Annotated in this window: 14 protein-coding genes and 1 pseudogene; 4 read left to right on the top strand and 11 right to left on the bottom strand. The window is 64.0% G+C overall.

Annotated elements, in window-relative coordinates; genetic code table 11:
* From EOD07_RS04285 to betI, 5 genes and pseudogenes are all read right to left on the bottom strand, one after another.
* Positions 1 to 1,013, bottom strand: a 1,013-nt coding sequence (locus EOD07_RS04285) for an aldehyde dehydrogenase family protein (RefSeq protein ID WP_127234103.1), incomplete at its 3' end; no start/stop codon positions are given.
* A gap of 53 nt (positions 1,014 to 1,066) precedes the next feature.
* Positions 1,067 to 2,718, bottom strand: a pseudogene (betA, locus tag EOD07_RS04290) (choline dehydrogenase).
* Positions 2,711 to 3,715, bottom strand: coding sequence for a threonine/serine dehydratase (locus EOD07_RS04295; RefSeq protein WP_164772062.1), 1,005 nt, complete (start codon positions 3,713 to 3,715; stop codon positions 2,711 to 2,713). The pseudogene betA and the gene EOD07_RS04295 overlap by 8 nt, the downstream one beginning before the upstream one ends.
* Complete coding sequence (betC, locus tag EOD07_RS04300) at positions 3,712 to 5,241, bottom strand: choline-sulfatase (protein ID WP_127234104.1); 1,530 nt, start codon at positions 5,239 to 5,241, stop codon at positions 3,712 to 3,714. The genes EOD07_RS04295 and betC overlap by 4 nt, the downstream gene beginning before the upstream one ends.
* The gene (betI, locus tag EOD07_RS04305; protein ID WP_127234105.1) at positions 5,238 to 5,828 is read right to left on the bottom strand and encodes a transcriptional regulator BetI; all 591 of its coding nucleotides are present in this window, start codon (positions 5,826 to 5,828) and stop codon (positions 5,238 to 5,240) included. The genes betC and betI overlap by 4 nt, the downstream gene beginning before the upstream one ends.
* A gap of 188 nt (positions 5,829 to 6,016) precedes the next feature.
* On the opposite strand from betI, the gene EOD07_RS04310 reads away from it, so the two are divergent.
* Complete coding sequence (locus EOD07_RS04310; RefSeq protein ID WP_127234106.1) at positions 6,017 to 7,183, top strand: acetyl-CoA acetyltransferase; 1,167 nt, start codon at positions 6,017 to 6,019, stop codon at positions 7,181 to 7,183.
* 48 nt (positions 7,184 to 7,231) lie between these two features.
* On the top strand, positions 7,232 to 8,236 hold the full coding sequence (locus EOD07_RS04315) for an asparaginase (protein ID WP_127234107.1): 1,005 nt from the start codon (positions 7,232 to 7,234) through the stop codon (positions 8,234 to 8,236).
* Here the strand turns inward: EOD07_RS04315 and EOD07_RS04320 are convergent.
* Entirely contained in the window at positions 8,233 to 8,730 is a 498-nt protein-coding gene (locus EOD07_RS04320) for a GNAT family N-acetyltransferase (RefSeq protein WP_127234108.1), read from the bottom strand. The two genes, EOD07_RS04315 and EOD07_RS04320, sit on opposite strands and share 4 nt — an antisense overlap.
* Positions 8,730 to 9,011, bottom strand: a complete 282-nt coding sequence (locus tag EOD07_RS04325; RefSeq protein WP_041012998.1) for a DUF1778 domain-containing protein — start codon at positions 9,009 to 9,011, stop codon at positions 8,730 to 8,732. The genes EOD07_RS04320 and EOD07_RS04325 overlap by 1 nt, the downstream gene beginning before the upstream one ends.
* Before the next feature lie 176 nt (positions 9,012 to 9,187).
* Between EOD07_RS04325 and EOD07_RS04330 the strand changes: the two genes are divergently transcribed.
* The gene (locus tag EOD07_RS04330) at positions 9,188 to 10,000 is read left to right on the top strand and encodes a class I SAM-dependent methyltransferase (RefSeq protein WP_127234109.1); all 813 of its coding nucleotides are present in this window, start codon (positions 9,188 to 9,190) and stop codon (positions 9,998 to 10,000) included.
* Here the strand turns inward: EOD07_RS04330 and EOD07_RS04335 are convergent.
* The gene (locus EOD07_RS04335) at positions 9,997 to 11,373 is read right to left on the bottom strand and encodes a TIGR03808 family TAT-translocated repetitive protein (RefSeq protein WP_127234110.1); all 1,377 of its coding nucleotides are present in this window, start codon (positions 11,371 to 11,373) and stop codon (positions 9,997 to 9,999) included. The two genes, EOD07_RS04330 and EOD07_RS04335, sit on opposite strands and share 4 nt — an antisense overlap.
* Before the next feature lie 106 nt (positions 11,374 to 11,479).
* Between EOD07_RS04335 and greA the strand changes: the two genes are divergently transcribed.
* Entirely contained in the window at positions 11,480 to 11,962 is a 483-nt protein-coding gene (gene greA / locus EOD07_RS04340; protein ID WP_127234111.1) for a transcription elongation factor GreA, read from the top strand.
* Here the strand turns inward: greA and EOD07_RS04345 are convergent.
* The 3 genes from EOD07_RS04345 to scpA form a co-directional block, all read right to left on the bottom strand.
* Positions 11,959 to 12,345 carry a type II toxin-antitoxin system death-on-curing family toxin gene (locus tag EOD07_RS04345; RefSeq protein ID WP_073987076.1) on the bottom strand — a complete coding sequence of 129 codons (387 nt, stop codon included), beginning with the start codon at positions 12,343 to 12,345 and terminating at the stop codon, positions 11,959 to 11,961. The two genes, greA and EOD07_RS04345, sit on opposite strands and share 4 nt — an antisense overlap.
* Complete coding sequence (locus tag EOD07_RS04350; RefSeq protein ID WP_127234112.1) at positions 12,342 to 12,572, bottom strand: AbrB/MazE/SpoVT family DNA-binding domain-containing protein; 231 nt, start codon at positions 12,570 to 12,572, stop codon at positions 12,342 to 12,344. Before EOD07_RS04350 ends, EOD07_RS04345 begins: the two co-directional genes overlap by 4 nt.
* A 167-nt stretch (positions 12,573 to 12,739) precedes the next feature.
* Entirely contained in the window at positions 12,740 to 14,857 is a 2,118-nt protein-coding gene (gene scpA, locus EOD07_RS04355; RefSeq protein WP_127234113.1) for a methylmalonyl-CoA mutase, read from the bottom strand.
* Between the last annotated feature and the right edge of the window lie 74 nt (positions 14,858 to 14,931).

A 14,931-nucleotide genomic window follows, 5' to 3' on the forward strand; every position in this document is an offset into this window, starting at 1 on the left:
ATGTAGGACACGACCTTCTCCTGCTGAAGCCTGTTGACCAGCGGCCCCATCTGCGTGTCCGGATCGAGCGGATCGCCGATGCGGATCTTCTTGGTGCGCTCGACCAGCCGCTCGACGAAACGGTCATGCAGGCCCTTCTGCACGAAGACGCGCGTGCCGTTGGAACAGACCTGACCGGTCGAGTAGAAATTGCCGAGCATGGCTCCGCCGATGGCGTTCTCGAGATCGGCGTCGTCGAAGATGATCAGCGGCGACTTGCCGCCGAGCTCCATCGTCGCGTGCTTCATCTTCGAACCGGCAAGCGACAGCACCTTGCGGCCGGTCGGCACCGAGCCGGTCACCGAAACTTTTGCCACGACGTCATGCCCGACAAGGCCGGCGCCGACATCGCCATAGCCCTGCACCACGTTGAACAGCCCGTCGGGCAGGCCGGCCTCCGAGTAGATCTCGGCCAGCGCCAGCGCCGACAGCGGCGTGTTCTCCGACGGCTTGAACACCATGGCATTGCCCATGGCCAAAGCCGGCGCCGACTTCCAGCCGGCGATCTGGATCGGGTAGTTCCAGGCACCAATGCCGACACAGACGCCGAGCGGCTCGCGGCGCGTGTAGGCGAAAGGCCCGCCGAGATCGATCATCTCGCCATTGAAGGCGGCGACCGCTCCGGCGAAATATTCCAGGCAGTCGGCGGCCGAAGGCGCATCGGCCACCAGCGTTTCCTGGATCGCCTTGCCGGTGTCCAGCGTTTCGATCCGCGCCAGATCGGCGTTGCGCGCGCGCAGAATGTCGGCGGCGCGGCGCAGGATGCGGCCGCGCTCGACCGGCTTCACACGTGCCCAGGCCGGTTGCGCGGCGCGTGCGGCCTCGATGGCTAATTCGAGAACGTTCGGCGTCGCCGAATGCAGTGTGGCGATGGTCTCGCCGGTCGCCGGATAGATCACCGGCAGCGGCACGCCGCCTTCGTCCTCGATGTAGCGGCCGTTGACGTAGTGCGATGCCGTCGGTTGGGCGCGCATGGTCTTCTCCGTTCGTAATCGCTGGGCGGGGAGGGCGCCCGCCGGATCATGCGCTATCTGTCCGCCACCTGCCAGCGCGGATTGATCCAGGGTTCCTGGTTGGAGGGCGCCAGCGGCGTGCGGCCGAGGATATGGTCCGAGGCCTTCTCGCCGGTCATGATCGAGGGCGCGTTGAGATTGCCGTTGGTCACACGCGGGAAGATCGAAGAGTCGGCGACGCGCAGGCCTTCGACGCCGATCACCCGGCACTCCGGATCGACCACGGCGGTTGGATCGTCGGCGCGACCCATCCGGCAGGTGCCGCAGGGGTGGTAGGCGCTCTCGGCATGGTCGCGGATGAAGGCGTCGAGCTCGTCGTCGGACTGCACATGGCTGCCCGGCGAGATCTCCTTGCCGCGGAAGCCGTCGAAGGCCTTCTGGCCGAAGATCTCGCGCGTCAGCCGGATGCAGTGGCGGAACTCGCTCCAGTCGTCAGGATGCGACATGTAGTTGAAGCGGATCACCGGCTTCGTCTTCGGGTCGGGTGAGCGCAGGCTCACCGAGCCGCGCGACTTCGAACGCATCGGCCCGACATGCGCCTGGAAGCCGTGCGACTTCGCCGCCGACTTGCCGTCATAGCGCACCGCCGCCGGGATGAAGTGGTACTGGATATCGGGATAGTCGACGCCGGCCTGCGAACGCACGAAGCGGCCGCCTCGAAATGATTGGTGGCGCCGAGCCCGCTTTTGAAGAACAGCCATTGCGCGCCGATCAACGCCTTGGAAAAGGGATTGAGCACCGAGTTCAGCGTGATCGGCCTGGTCGATTCCTGCTGGATATAGAGCTCCAGATGATCCTGCAGATTGGCGCCGACAGCCGGCCGGTCGGCGATCACCTTTATGCCGTTTTCCTGAAGATGCGCGCCCGGGCCGATGCCGGACAGCATCAGGATCTTCGGCGAGTTGATCGACGACGCCGCGACGATCACCTCACGCCGCGCCTTAACGAGCTGAATCTGTTTGTTAGCTTCGATCTCGACGCCGACGGCGCGTTGATTCTCGATCACCACGCGCCGGGCAAAACCCTTGACCAGATTCACATTTTTGCGTTTGAGGGCCGGCTTCAGATAGGCGTTCGCCGCCGACCAGCGGCGGCCGCCAAGAATGGTCTGCTCCATCGGCCCGAAGCCTTCCTGCTTCGCGCCGTTATAGTCGTCGGTGAGCTCGAAACCGGCCTGGCGACCGGCCTCGACGAAGGCGCCGTAGAGCGGATTTTTCCGCGTGCCGCGCTGCACATGCAGTGGGCCGCCTTTGCCCCGCCAGCCGTCCTCGCCGCCGTCGGAATCCTCCATGCGCTTGAAATAGGGGAGCACGTCGGCGAAGGCCCAGCCGGCGGCGCCCTGTTCGGCCCAGTGGTCGAAGTCATGCGCATGCCCGCGCACATAGACCATGCCATTGATCGAGGAGGAGCCGCCGATCACCTTGCCGCGCGGCGTGGCGAGCACGCGCCCGCCGAGATGCGGCTCGGGCTCGCTGGCGAAACCCCAGTCGTAGAGACTCATGTTGAGCGGGATCGATAGCGCCGACGGCATCTGGATCAGCGGCCCCATATCGGTGCCACCGAACTCGATGACGATCACCGAGTGCTTGCCGTCCTCCGACAGGCGATAGGCCATGGCCGAGCCGGCGGAGCCGGAGCCGATGATGACGAAATCCGCTTCAAGCATTGTTCATATGCGCCATAAAATCGGCGAGCGAGACATTGCCGCCGGTTGCAATCACAAGGACGGTCTTGCCCGCCACATCCACCTTGCCGCCGAGCAACGCCGCAAGCGATGCGGCACCCGAAGGCTCCAGCACCAGCTTCATCCGCTCGAAGGCGATCTTCATCGCCCGCCGCACCGAGGCGTCGTCGACGGTGACGCCGCGCACGCCTGCGGCACTCACTGCCGCGAAGGGCGCATCGCCAGGCTTGCGCGCCATCAGCCCGTCGCAGATCGATTTCGGTCCGATCGGCATCGTTTCGATCGCGCCACGCGCCAGCGACGAGCCCATGCCGTTGAAACCCTCCGGCTCGACAGCAATGATTTCGGTCTTCGGCGACAGATAGTGGAAGGCGAGCGAAACGCCGCCGATCAGCCCGCCGCCGCCGACCGAGCAGAACACCAGGTCGGCATGTGCTTCCTTCGCCGCGAGCTGTTCGAGCGCCTCAAGCCCCGCGCCGGCCTGGCCGGCAACGATCTCCGGATCGTCGAAGGGATGGAGCAGCGTAAGATGCTCGGTTTCGGCGATCTCCCGCGCCTTTGCAGCCGCAACTTCCTCCCGCGCGCGGTCGCCATGATCCGTCAGCACCACGCGCGCGCCATAACTGGCCGTCGCGTCACGCTTGGCGGCGGGCGCGTCGATCGGCATGACGATGGTGACGGGAATGCCGAGCGCCTGGCCTGCGGCCGCCAACCCTTGCGCGAAATTGCCGGAGGAATAGGCCACCACGCCCTTCTTCGCCTCATCGGGCGACAATCGCTTCAAGCGCCAATAGGCCCCGCGTACCTTGAAGGAGCCGGCCCACTGAAGCGACTCCGGCTTGACGAAGACGCGCGCGGCGCCGGTCTCCTTGGCCAAAGCCGCCGACTCCAGGAGCGGCGTCACCTGCGTGGCTGCCGAGGTGACGGCATAGGCTTGCTTCAGGTGGTCGAGGGTAGGGACGAGAATGTCTGTCATCATTCGCCTCTCGGATACCGTTTGCTCTCTTCGAGATTGTCGAGGTTCATGTGATTGCGCATGTAGCGTTCCGACGCTTTCTGCAGCGGCTGGAACTCCCACGGGTAGTAGGCGCCGTTGCGCAGTGCCGGGTAGACGACCCAGCGGCGCGCCTGGCTTTCACGGACGGCGGCGTCGAAGCTCGCCATGTTCCAGCGCGCACGGACCTTTTCCATGAAGGCCGAGACCAGATCGGCGTGAGCCGGTTTGGTGGCGAGATTGTCGAGCTCGCGCGGATCGGCGTCGAGATCGAAGAGCTGCGGCGGATCGAGCTCGCAATGGACGAATTTGTATTTGCCATCGCGGATCGCCACCATCGGCGCATAGGAGCCTTCGGCCGCATATTCCATCAGCACCGGCGCCGAGCGCTCCTTGCCGTGGGCAAGCGGCAGCAGCGACTGGCCGTCAGTCCATCGCGCGATCGCGCTCATGTCGATGCCGGCGAGGTCGCAGAGCGTCGGTGCCACGTCGAGATTGGAGACGGGCGCCCCGATCAGCCCTGCCTCGATGCCCTTGCCGGCCATCATCAGGGGCACCCGCGCCGAGCCCTCGTAGAAGCACATCTTGAACCACAGGCCGCGCTCGCCCAACATGTCGCCGTGGTCGGAGCAGAACAGCACGATCGTGTCGTCGGCCATGCGGGTGCGCTCCAGCACCGACAGCAACTCGCCGACCTTGTCGTCGAGATAGGAGATGTTGGCGAAATAGCCGCGCCGCGAACGGCGCACCTGGTCCGGCGTGATGTCGAAACTGTCGTAGTCGGATGCCTTGTAGAGCCGCTTCGAATGCGGATCCTGGCTGTCGTAGCGGATGAAGCCCACCTCCGGCTCCAGCGCCGGGCAATCCTCATAGAGTTCCCAGTATTGGCGCCGCGCGACATAAGGGTCGTGCGGATGGGTGAAGGAAACGGTCAGGCACCAGGGGCGCCGGTCTGCGTCATCTGATACGCGTGCGAACTCATAGAGCTTCTGCGTCGCGTGGAAGGCGACCTCGTCGTCATACTCCATCTGGTTGGTGATTTCCGCGACGCCGGCGCCGGTCACCGAACCCAGATTGTGGTACCACCAGTCGATGCGCTCGCCGGGCTTGCGGTAGTCTGGTGTCCAGCCGAAATCGGCGGGATAGATGTCGGTGGTCAGCCGCTCCTCGAAGCCGTGCAACTGGTCGGGGCCGACGAAATGCATCTTGCCGGAGAGCACCGTGTGATAGCCGGCGCTGCGCAGATGATGCGCGTAGGTCGGGATCGAGGAGGCGAACTCGGCGGCGTTGTCATAGACTTGGGTGCGCGACGGCAGTTGCCCGCTCATGAACGAGGCACGGCCCGGCGCGCAGAGCGGTGATGCAGTGTAGTTGTTGGCGAAGCGCGCCGAGCGCGCGGCAAGGGCTCTTAGATGCGGTGCATGCAGGAACTCGGCCGGGCCGTCCGGGAAGAACGTACCGTTGAGTTGATCGACCATGACGATCAGGAAATTGGGTCGCCGGGTGGTCAAGGCAGGCTCCGTCCGTTGAGCTTGGTTTCGAGATAGTCTTCGATGAGCGCGATGGCGCTCTGCGCGTTGGGGGTCCCGTCCTTCAGCGCGCGGCGGATGTAGAGCCCGTCGATCAGCGCCGCGGTCGCTTCCGCCACGCGGTCGGCCTCGGTCCGAGGCAGGATCCCGGTCAGCCCGCTCATCAGGTTGGAATTGAGCCGCCGCGCATAGATGCGCAGCAACCGCCGCAGCTCGGTCGATTTCTGCGCCTCGACATAGAAGGCGAGCCAGGCCGCGATGATCTGAGGCTGGAACTGATCGTCGGAGAAGCTGACCGCGACCACGGCCGAGACGCGCTCGCGTGGCGTCGCCGCCATGTTCAGCGCGCGCCTCGTGTCGGTGTTGAGCTCGGCAAGGATGTGCCGCATCGTCGCGAACAGCAGCTCGTCCTTGGCGCCGAAATAGTGATGCGCCAGCGCGGACGACACGCCGGCGCGTCCGGCGATTTCCGACATCGTCACGTCCAGCGATCCGCGCTCGCCGATCGCCGAGATCGTCGCATCGATCAGCGCCTTGCGGCGCACTGGCTCCATTCCGATTTTCGGCATTTTGGGGGTCCGGTTCGAGCCAAGGTTATTTTTTATTGACGCATCAATCAATAAAAAATCGACGCCGGGATCAACCGATCCTGTCGTTCTGGCCCATGGCATGGACTGGAAAACGGTTCACTGTTGAACAATATTGAATCACGTGCCGCGAAGGATCGTGCTAGGCTGCGGCGCAAATGGAGGTTGCCATGACCGCATGCATCGTCGGCTGGGCGCATTCGCGCTTCGGCAAGCTCGAAGGCGAGACGCTGGAGGGCCTGATCACCAAGGTTGCCGTCGAGGCGCTCGACCATGCCGGCATCGGTCCGGATGACGTCGACGAGATCGTGCTTGGCCATTTCAACGCCGGCTTCTCGCCGCAGGATTTCACCGCGAGCCTGGTACTCCAGGCTGACGACCGACTGCGCTTCAAGCCGGCGACGCGCGTCGAGAACGCCTGCGCGACCGGCTCGGCCGCCGTCCGACAGGGTATCCGCGCCATCGATGCCAACGCCGCCCGCATCGTGCTGGTGGTCGGCGCCGAGCAGATGACGACCACGCCAGGTCCCGAGATCGGCAAGAACCTGCTCAAGGCGTCCTACTTGCCGGAAGATGGCGACACGCCGGCCGGCTTTGCCGGCGTCTTCGGCAAGATCGCGCAGGCCTATTTCCAGCGCTATGGCGACCAGTCGGATGCGCTGGCCATGATCGCCGCCAAGAACCACAAAAACGGCGTCGACAATCCCTATGCGCAGATGCGCAAGGATTTCGGCTATGAATTCTGCCGCCAGGAGAGCGAGAAGAACCCGTTCGTGGCCGGTCCGCTGAAGCGCACGGATTGCTCGCTGGTCTCGGACGGCGCGGCGGCACTTGTGCTCACCGACACCGCGACAGCGTTGAAGATGCGCCGCGCTGTCACCTTCCGCGCCAACGAGCACGTGCAGGACTTCCTGCCGATGTCGAAGCGCGACATCCTCGCCTTCGGGGGCTGCGAGCGCGCCTGGGAGCAGGCGCTGAAGAAGGCCGGCGTCACGCTGGACGATCTCTCTTTCGTCGAGACGCACGACTGCTTCACCATCGCCGAATTGATCGAATATGAGGCGATGGGCCTGGCCAAGCCCGGCGAGGGCGCCAGGCTGGCGCTGGACGGCACGACGGCCAAGGACGGTCGCCTGCCGGTCAATCCGTCCGGTGGCCTGAAGGCCAAGGGCCACCCGATCGGCGCCACCGGTGTGTCGATGCATGTGCTGACCGCGATGCAACTGACCGGTGAGGCCGGCGGCATCCAGGTGCCGGGCGCCAAGCTTGGCGGCATCTTCAACATGGGCGGCGCGGCGGTCGCCAACTACGTTTCCATCCTCGACCGGATCAGATAGAAGCGGCCCGCATTAAGGCGCGCCCTCTGGGTGCGTGCGAGAGGCAATATGACAAATCCGGTTGTTGTCGAAGTCACACGTGGCGCGGTGGTCGAAAGCAGGCACCGCGGCGCGATCTCCGTCCTCGACGCCGACGGCAAGAGCGTCTGGGAGATCGGCGACACGGACCGCCCGGTGTTCCCGCGCTCCGCGGTGAAAGCGATCCAGGCCTTGCCGCTGGTCGAAAGTGGCGCTGCCGACGCCTATGGCTTCGGAAACCGCGAACTGGCTTTGGCCTGCGCCTCGCATTCGGGCGAGCCGGCCCATGTCGAATTGGCAACGGCGATGCTTGCCAAGGCCGGTCTTGACAAAACCGCGCTGGAATGCGGCGCGCATTGGCCATCGAACCATGCCGCCGAGATCGCGCTCGCCCGCGCCGGCGGCGTGCCGAACGCGCTTCACAACAATTGCTCAGGCAAGCATTCCGGCTTCCTTTGCACCTGCGTCCATGCCGGCATAGCACACGCTGGCTACATCAAGGCCGGCCATGCACTGCAGGAGATGGTGCGCGACGCCATGCAGTCCGTGACCGGCGCGGCGCACGGCGTCGACAACAGCGGCATCGACGGCTGCTCGATTCCGACCTACGCCGTGCCGTTGAAGAGTTTTGCGCTGGGCTTTGCCCGCATGGCGACGGGCAGGGGCTTTTCGCCCGAGCGCGCCAGGGCGGCGAAGCGGCTGCTCACGGCTTGCATGGCTGAGCCGTTCCTGGTCTCAGGCACCGGCAAGGCCGATGTCGCGCTGATGCAGGCCGCGCCCGGCCGCATCTTCGTTAAGACCGGCGCCGAAGGCGTCTATTGCGCGGCCTTGCCCGAGCTCGGTCTCGGCATCGCCTTGAAATGCGATGACGGCGCCGGCAGGGCGGCGGAGGTGATGATCGCCGCCGTGCTGGCCAAGCTTTTGCGCGGCGATGAAGCGGTTGCGGCGAAGCTTAGCGAACTCGCCCATCCCGCAGTCGAAAGCCGCATAGGCGCCAAGGTCGGTCTGCTGCGGCCGACGGCGGCGCTGAGCTAGCGCGCGGATTCCTCCTTCTGAGCTATCCTCAGCGATAGTACCAAAGTCATCGGATTTTTTGGGGAAGCCTGGAAGCCATAGTGCTCGTAAAACGTCTTGGCTTCATCCGATATGGCATGAACCAGGAGACCGCGGATGCCTAGAATGGCGGCCGCTTGTCCGGTCCGCAGCACCGCGTCCTGTAGCAGGGAGACTCCGAGGCCTTTGCCCTGCCAGTTTGCATCGACAGCCAAACGGCCAAGCACAGCTATGGGTACGGGATCGGGCATGTTGCGGCGGATCGAACCGGGAGCATCCGCGAGATCAAGTCCGCTTGATGAAAGGCAATAGTAACCGACGACGCGTGTGCTTTCCGCAATCACATAGGTTCTGGACGCGCCGCTTGCTTGATTGGCACGCGCCCGCCGTCGAAGCCATTGATCGAGGCTGTCGGTCCCGCTTTGAAAAAGGTCGAGGTCGTGGCTATCGGCAAGAAGGACTGGTGCCGATAGCATCAGTCCCGCCAGGGCTTGGGCGCATTCATCAGCCGGGCAAATCCCTCGCTGCTCGGTGGCTGGTCGAGGATATCGAGATAGTGCTGATAGCTTTCGGCATCGACCTTGACGAGCGTCTGGTCGAGCAGCGTGTCTTCGGCTGCGCGGTAGGCGGCGTCGATCATGAAGTCGGAGCGGGTCTTGCCGCGTATCTTCGCGGCGCGGTCGATCAGGCTGCGGACATCCTCACGGATGCGCAGATTGACGGGCTTGGCGTGGCTGTCCTGGTTTTTGGTGGTCATGGCGATGGATCCTTCCTCATCAATATAGCATTTCTGCATACACAATGTGTATCTAAATTTGAGATCAGCGAATTTCGTCGCTCATGACCCGGAAAACGCTGCCCTAGCAAAACTGAGCAGCAACGAGTTCATGTTTTTGCTAGTCTCCAGCCCGATCAACGGGCTGGGTGCTGGCCATGCTGGAAGCGGACAAGGTGTTTGCCGGGTCGATCCCGGAAAATTACGATCGCCATATGGTACCGTTGATCTTCGAGGCCTATGCCGCCGAGACCGCGCGGCGGGCGGCGTCCTTCTCGCCCTTGGCCGTTTTGGAGACCGCCGCGGGCACCGGGGCCGTCACCCGCGCCTTGGCACCGAAACTCGTTCCCGGCGCTAGCTACATCGTAACCGACCTCAACCAGCCGATGCTCGACTACGCGGCATCGCGCCAAGGGTCCGACAGCCGCATCACCTGGCGCCAGGCCGACGCCTTGAAGCTGCCCTTCAGGGATGCGGCCTTCGACCTCGTCTGCTGTCAGTTCGGCGCGATGTTCTTTCCCGACCGCGCTGCCGCTTATCGCGAGGCAAAGCGGGTCCTGAAGCCCGGCGGGCATTTCCTGTTCAGTGTCTGGGATCGCATTGAGGAGAACATATTCGCCGACGACGTGACGAAAGCTCTCGCCAGCATCTTTCCGCACGATCCGCCGCGCTTCCTGGCGCGAACGCCGCATGGCTATCACGACAAGGCGCTGATCCGCAGCGATCTGACTGCCGCCGGATTCTCCGACGTGGCGATCGACACCATAGCCGAGCAGAGCCGGGCTTCCTCGCCACGGGTTCCCGCGGTCGCCTACTGCCAGGGAACGCTTCTTCGCAATGAGATCGAGGCCAGGGAGGTCGGACGATTGGCATTCGCGACCGACTACGCCGAATCCGTGATCGCCGAGAGGCACGGCCGCGGTGAGGTTGCCGCAAAGATCCAGGCCCACATCATCGTGGCCTCGGTCTAGCTGACCTTGTTACGCTCGACGGTGAGGTGTGCGTAGCCGGTATCGCTTGACTGGGAAAGGTCCCCGGTCACCGGATCGGCCCAGCGCTGGCCGATGATGGCGCCGTTTTTCGCGCCGTCGATGACATTGTCGGAGATGACGGCGCTGCCGGCGCCTTCGACGACCGAAACGACGATGCCGGTGCCCGCCTGGCGGATGATGTTTCCGCTCGCCACGACATTGCGCAGATAGGGGCCCCAGCCGAGCTGCATGCCGTAAAGCGGCGCGTTCTCGACGACATTGCCGGAAACGGTGGTGTCGGCCTCGGCGCTGATGCCGACGCCGAAGCCGGGCGGATCGGCCGTATAGGGGCCAACCGTCGTAAGGTTGCGCACGATGTTGTTCGAGCAGACCGCCATGCGGCCGCCTTCGTTGAAATTGACGATCGAGATGCCGTTGGCGGCGCCGTCGACCAGATTGTTGCTGAGGATCGCGCCTTCGAAGGAGAATTCCGAATAGATCCCCGTCTCGCCCGAGCGCGAGCAGGTGTTGCCGGTGATCTGCAGATTGCTTGCGCTGTTGGCGCGGATCGCGGTGAAGGCGCAGTCGGAGACGACATTGCCGGAGATGATGACATTACCGGCGCGGAAGGCGTTGATGCCGTTGCCGTTCTGACCCGTGCCGCCGCTCCGCGCGCCGATCCGCTGGACGCGGTTGCCGCTGACGATGGTGCCGTCTTCCGCAGCCTGCCAGCGATGCACCAGGATGCCGCCATTGGCGCAATCGGAAACCGTATTGCCGGAAATCTCCAGACCGCCCGCCTCGACCGAATAGATGCCGGCATCCGCAGCACCCGAAATATCGCAGCGGCCGACACGGCCGACGGCATGCTCGAGCGCCAGCCCGTTCTTGCCGCTGCCGGTCACCTGACAATTGTCGATTGTCAGATGCGCGACGCGGCGCAGGTCGAGCAGCCCTTGCGCGTAATCGGCCAGCCAGCGGTTGGCGCCGTCGAGCATCAGTCCGCTCAGTTCGATATGCTCGGCCTGCTCGGCCATCATCAGATGACCGTTGCCGCCATAGACGATGCGCGTCGCGCCGGGCACGCCCGACAGGCGCACGCGTGCAGGCAGCTTGAGGTTCGAGACGAGATAGGTGCCGGGCGGCAGGAACACCGGCTGGTCGCGGTCGCTGGCCTCAGCCAGCATCTTGGCGAAAGCCTTGCTCTGGTCGTCGACCGCACCCGGTTGCACGCCGATCTCGGTGGCATTGATCGAGCCGCGCATCGCGGCCATCTCGATGCCTGGCAGCGACTTCGCGACTGCCTTGCCGGCGAAGGCGCCGGCGGCGGCAAGGCCAGCGGTCCGGGCAAGCAGCGTTCGTCTGTTCAACATCGGCACAGGTCCTGGCGTTTCGCCCTGTCCGTCGCAGGAATCGTGCCAAGGTGGGCTCATCGGCAAACCGCTTGTGCAGTTGCCTCGCCAAGCCTAAGTTCAGCGTATGAGCAGAGCTTTTACCCGCGAAGAAGACAGCGAAAACGCCATTGCCGGCGTCGGCGAACGGCCGATCAGCACGCATCGCAATCTGGTGACCGAGCGCGGTCTGGCGATGATCGAGGAGAATCTGGCGGATCTGCGGGACGTGATGGCCAAAGCCGAAAGGCGCGGCGATCGCGAGCGCCTTGCGGTGGTTTCCCGCGATCTGCGCTACTGGACCGCGCGACGCGAAAGCGCGGAGCTTTCCGTGCCCGAGCCGGGCAGTGACGTGGTGCGCTTCGGCATGGGCGTGACGCTGGAGGGCGACGACGGCAAGAAGGTGCATTGGCGCATCGTCGGCGAGGACGAGGCCGACCCGTCAAAGGGCTCGATTTCCCACGTCTCGCCGATGGCCGTAGCCCTGTTCGGCAAGAAGATCGGCGAGGTCGTCACCGTCAACGGCAAGGAATGGGAAATCGTCAAGCTCTCGGACAAGGCCGAGAGCTAGCCTTCGAGCTTGACGGTATGGTCGCGGAAGAAGGCGGCGGCGCCAGCCTCATCGATTTCGCCAGCGGCGACCATCATCACCAATTGGATGATCTCCTCCTGCTCGGCCTCGACGCTTAATCCGTTGAAATAGAGAAACAGGTCGGCGGCAGCAAAGGCGGTGCGCTTGTTGCCATCGACAAATGGATGGTTCTTCGCGATACCGAAGAGGTAAGCCGCCGCAAGCTCACAAAGGTCGGGCTCGCCATAGGCCTCTTTCTGCTGCGGCCGACCAAGGGCCGATTCTAGCATGCCTTCATCACGCATACCCGCCGCGCCGCCGTGAAGGCGCAACTGCTCGGCGTGTATTGCCTCAACGAACTCCCGCGAATGATGCTCGATCATTTCGCAAGAGCGCGGTAGGCAACCTCGTATTTCTTCATGCGTTCGCGAGCTATTTTCATTTTATTTTCAAATGCTTCTCGGTCGCTCTCAAGCCGACGAAGCCGAAGCTCACCTGCGTTCTCGGCAGCAATAAGCGTATCCCCGGCGCGAACATTTAGCCGGTCGAGCATTTCCCGAGGCAAAATTACACCTTCGGAATTGCCGATCTTGCGTACTATAATGTTCACTGGCGAAACTCCTTCAGTCTCCTCCACTCTCGGTTCCCTACCCACTTGGTGGAGTTGATCTGAGCGCTCAACTCCACCAAGTGGGTAGGGAACCGAGAGTGGAGGAGATCTACGTACCTGTCTATAACACTGTTAGAACAGTGATTATAACGACGGACGCTCAATTGTCAAGCCAGCAACCGATCCATCAGCCGGTTCGCCGCTTCCGGGATAACGGTCCCCGGCGGGAAGATCTCCGCCGCGCCCGCCGCCAGCACCGCGTCATAATCCTGCGGCGGGATGACGCCGCCGGCGACGATCAGCGTGTCGCCATGGCCGAGCTTCTTCAGCGCTTCCTTGAGTTCGGGGATCAGCGTCAGGTGCCCGGCGGCCAGCGAGGACGCGCCGATGATGTCGACGTCATGCTGCACCGCCAGCTTCGCGATCTCGTCGGGCGTCTGGAACATCGGCCCGACCGTGACATCGAAGCCCAGATCGGCAAAGGCGGATGCGATCACCTTCTGGCCGCGGTCATGGCCGTCCTGGCCCATCTTGGCGACCAGGATGCGCGGCTTGCCGCCGGATTTCTTCTCGAACGCTTTGATCTTCTCCTGCAGTGGGTCGAGCGCCGGGTTGTCGCCGAGCGCGTCCCGATAGACGCCGGAGATCGTCTGCACCGCCGCCGTATGGCGGCCGAACACTTTTTCCAGCGCCAGCGAGATCTCGCCCACGGTCGCGTTGGCGCGCGCCGCGCGGATCGCGAATTCGAGTAGGTTCTCGTCGCCCTCGGCCGCGCGGGTCAGCGCCGCCAGGGCGTTTTCCAGCGCCGCGACGTCGCGCGTGCCTTTGAGCCGCTGCAGCTTTGCCAATTGCCTTGCCTTCACCTCGGCATTGTCGATCTTCAGCACATCGACTTCGATGTCCGTCTGCGGCCGGTGCGCATTGACGCCGACCAACACCTGCTCGCCGGAATCGATGCGCGCCTGCGTGCGCGCCGCCGCTTCCTCGATGCGTAGCTTCGGAATGCCTTTTTCGATCGCGGCCGCCATGCCGCCGAGGTTTTCGACCTCCTCGATATGGGCGAGCGCGCGCGCCGCCAGATCATGCGTCAGCCGCTCGACATAGGCCGAGCCGCCCCACGGGTCGATCATGCGCGTGGTGCCGGATTCCTTCTGCAGGATGAGCTGCGTGTTGCGGGCGATCCGCGCCGAATGGTCGGTCGGCAGGGCCATCGCCTCGTCGAAGGAGTTGGTGTGCAGCGACTGGGTGTGCCCCTGCGTCGCCGCCATCGCCTCGATCATGGTTCGGGTGATGTTGTTATATGGGTCCTGCGCCGTCAGCGACCATCCGGAGGTCTGGCAATGGGTGCGCAGCGACAGCGAGCGCTCGTCCTTCGGCGCGAAATTCTTCTTCATCAGGCTCGACCACAAGAGCCGCGCGGCCCTGAGCTTGGCGACCTCCATGAAGAAGTTCATGCCGATCGCCCAGAAGAAGGAGAGGCGTGGCGCGAAGCGGTCGATGTCGAGACCGGCGGCAACGCCCGCGCGCGCATATTCGATGCCGTCGGCGATCGTGTAGGCGAGCTCGAGGTCGGCCGTCGCGCCGGCTTCCTGCATGTGATAGCCGGAGATCGAGATCGAGTTGAACTTCGGCATGTTGTGCGAGGTGTAGGCAAAAATATCCGACACGATCCGCATCGAAGGCTTCGGTGGGTAGATGTAGGTGTTGCGGACCATGAACTCCTTCAGAATGTCGTTCTGAATGGTCCCGGCCTGATCCTTCTGCGCGACGCCCTGTTCCTCCGCCGCCACGATGTACAAGGCCATGATCGGCAGCACGGCGCCGTTCATGGTCATCGACACGGTCATCTCGTTGAGCGGAATGCCGTCGAACAGCTGCCGCATGTCGAGAATGGAATCGATCGCCACGCCAGCCATGCCGACATCGCCGGCGACGCGCGGATGGTCGCTGTCATAGCCGCGATGTGTGGCGAGGTCGAAGGCGACCGACAGGCCTTTCTGGCCGGCAGCGAGATTGCGACGGTAGAAGGCGTTGGATTCCTCGGCCGTCGAGAAGCCGGCATATTGCCGGATCGTCCAGGGCTGCTGGACGTACATTGTGGGGTAGGGGCCGCGCACGAAAGGCGGCATGCCCGGATAGGTGTCGAGATTGGCGAGCCCCTTGAGGTCACCCTGCGTGTAAAGATGTTTTACGGCGATGCCTTCCGGCGTCATCCGCTGGCCTTTGAGCTCGACCGGCGCGCGACGCGGCGCCGTCCAGCCGATCTGGCTGAAATCCGGGATCATGATCCGGCTCCGATCGACTGGTCGATGCGCACCGGAAACAGCGGCTCGCAGGTCGCGACGCCTTCGGTCAGGGC

This window comes from Mesorhizobium sp. M2C.T.Ca.TU.002.02.1.1, assembly GCF_003997225.1.

What these genes read in the sequence shown, in the direction of transcription:
- EOD07_RS04310 (WP_127234106.1), top strand. Translation starts at nt 6,017, where the DNA reads ATGACCGCATGCATCGTCGGCTGGGCGCATTCGCGCTTCGGCAAGCTC.
- EOD07_RS04345 (WP_073987076.1), bottom strand. Translation starts at nt 12,345, where the DNA reads ATGATCGAGCATCATTCGCGGGAGTTCGTTGAGGCAATACACGCCGAG.
- betI (WP_127234105.1), bottom strand. Translation starts at nt 5,828, where the DNA reads ATGCCGAAAATCGGAATGGAGCCAGTGCGCCGCAAGGCGCTGATCGAT.
- scpA (WP_127234113.1), bottom strand. Translation starts at nt 14,857, where the DNA reads ATGATCCCGGATTTCAGCCAGATCGGCTGGACGGCGCCGCGTCGCGCG.
- EOD07_RS04320 (WP_127234108.1), bottom strand. Translation starts at nt 8,730, where the DNA reads ATGCTATCGGCACCAGTCCTTCTTGCCGATAGCCACGACCTCGACCTT.
- EOD07_RS04325 (WP_041012998.1), bottom strand. Translation starts at nt 9,011, where the DNA reads ATGACCACCAAAAACCAGGACAGCCACGCCAAGCCCGTCAATCTGCGC.
- EOD07_RS04335 (WP_127234110.1), bottom strand. Translation starts at nt 11,373, where the DNA reads ATGTTGAACAGACGAACGCTGCTTGCCCGGACCGCTGGCCTTGCCGCC.
- EOD07_RS04315 (WP_127234107.1), top strand. Translation starts at nt 7,232, where the DNA reads ATGACAAATCCGGTTGTTGTCGAAGTCACACGTGGCGCGGTGGTCGAA.
- EOD07_RS04295 (WP_164772062.1), bottom strand. Translation starts at nt 3,715, where the DNA reads ATGATGACAGACATTCTCGTCCCTACCCTCGACCACCTGAAGCAAGCC.
- greA (WP_127234111.1), top strand. Translation starts at nt 11,480, where the DNA reads ATGAGCAGAGCTTTTACCCGCGAAGAAGACAGCGAAAACGCCATTGCC.
- EOD07_RS04330 (WP_127234109.1), top strand. Translation starts at nt 9,188, where the DNA reads ATGCTGGAAGCGGACAAGGTGTTTGCCGGGTCGATCCCGGAAAATTAC.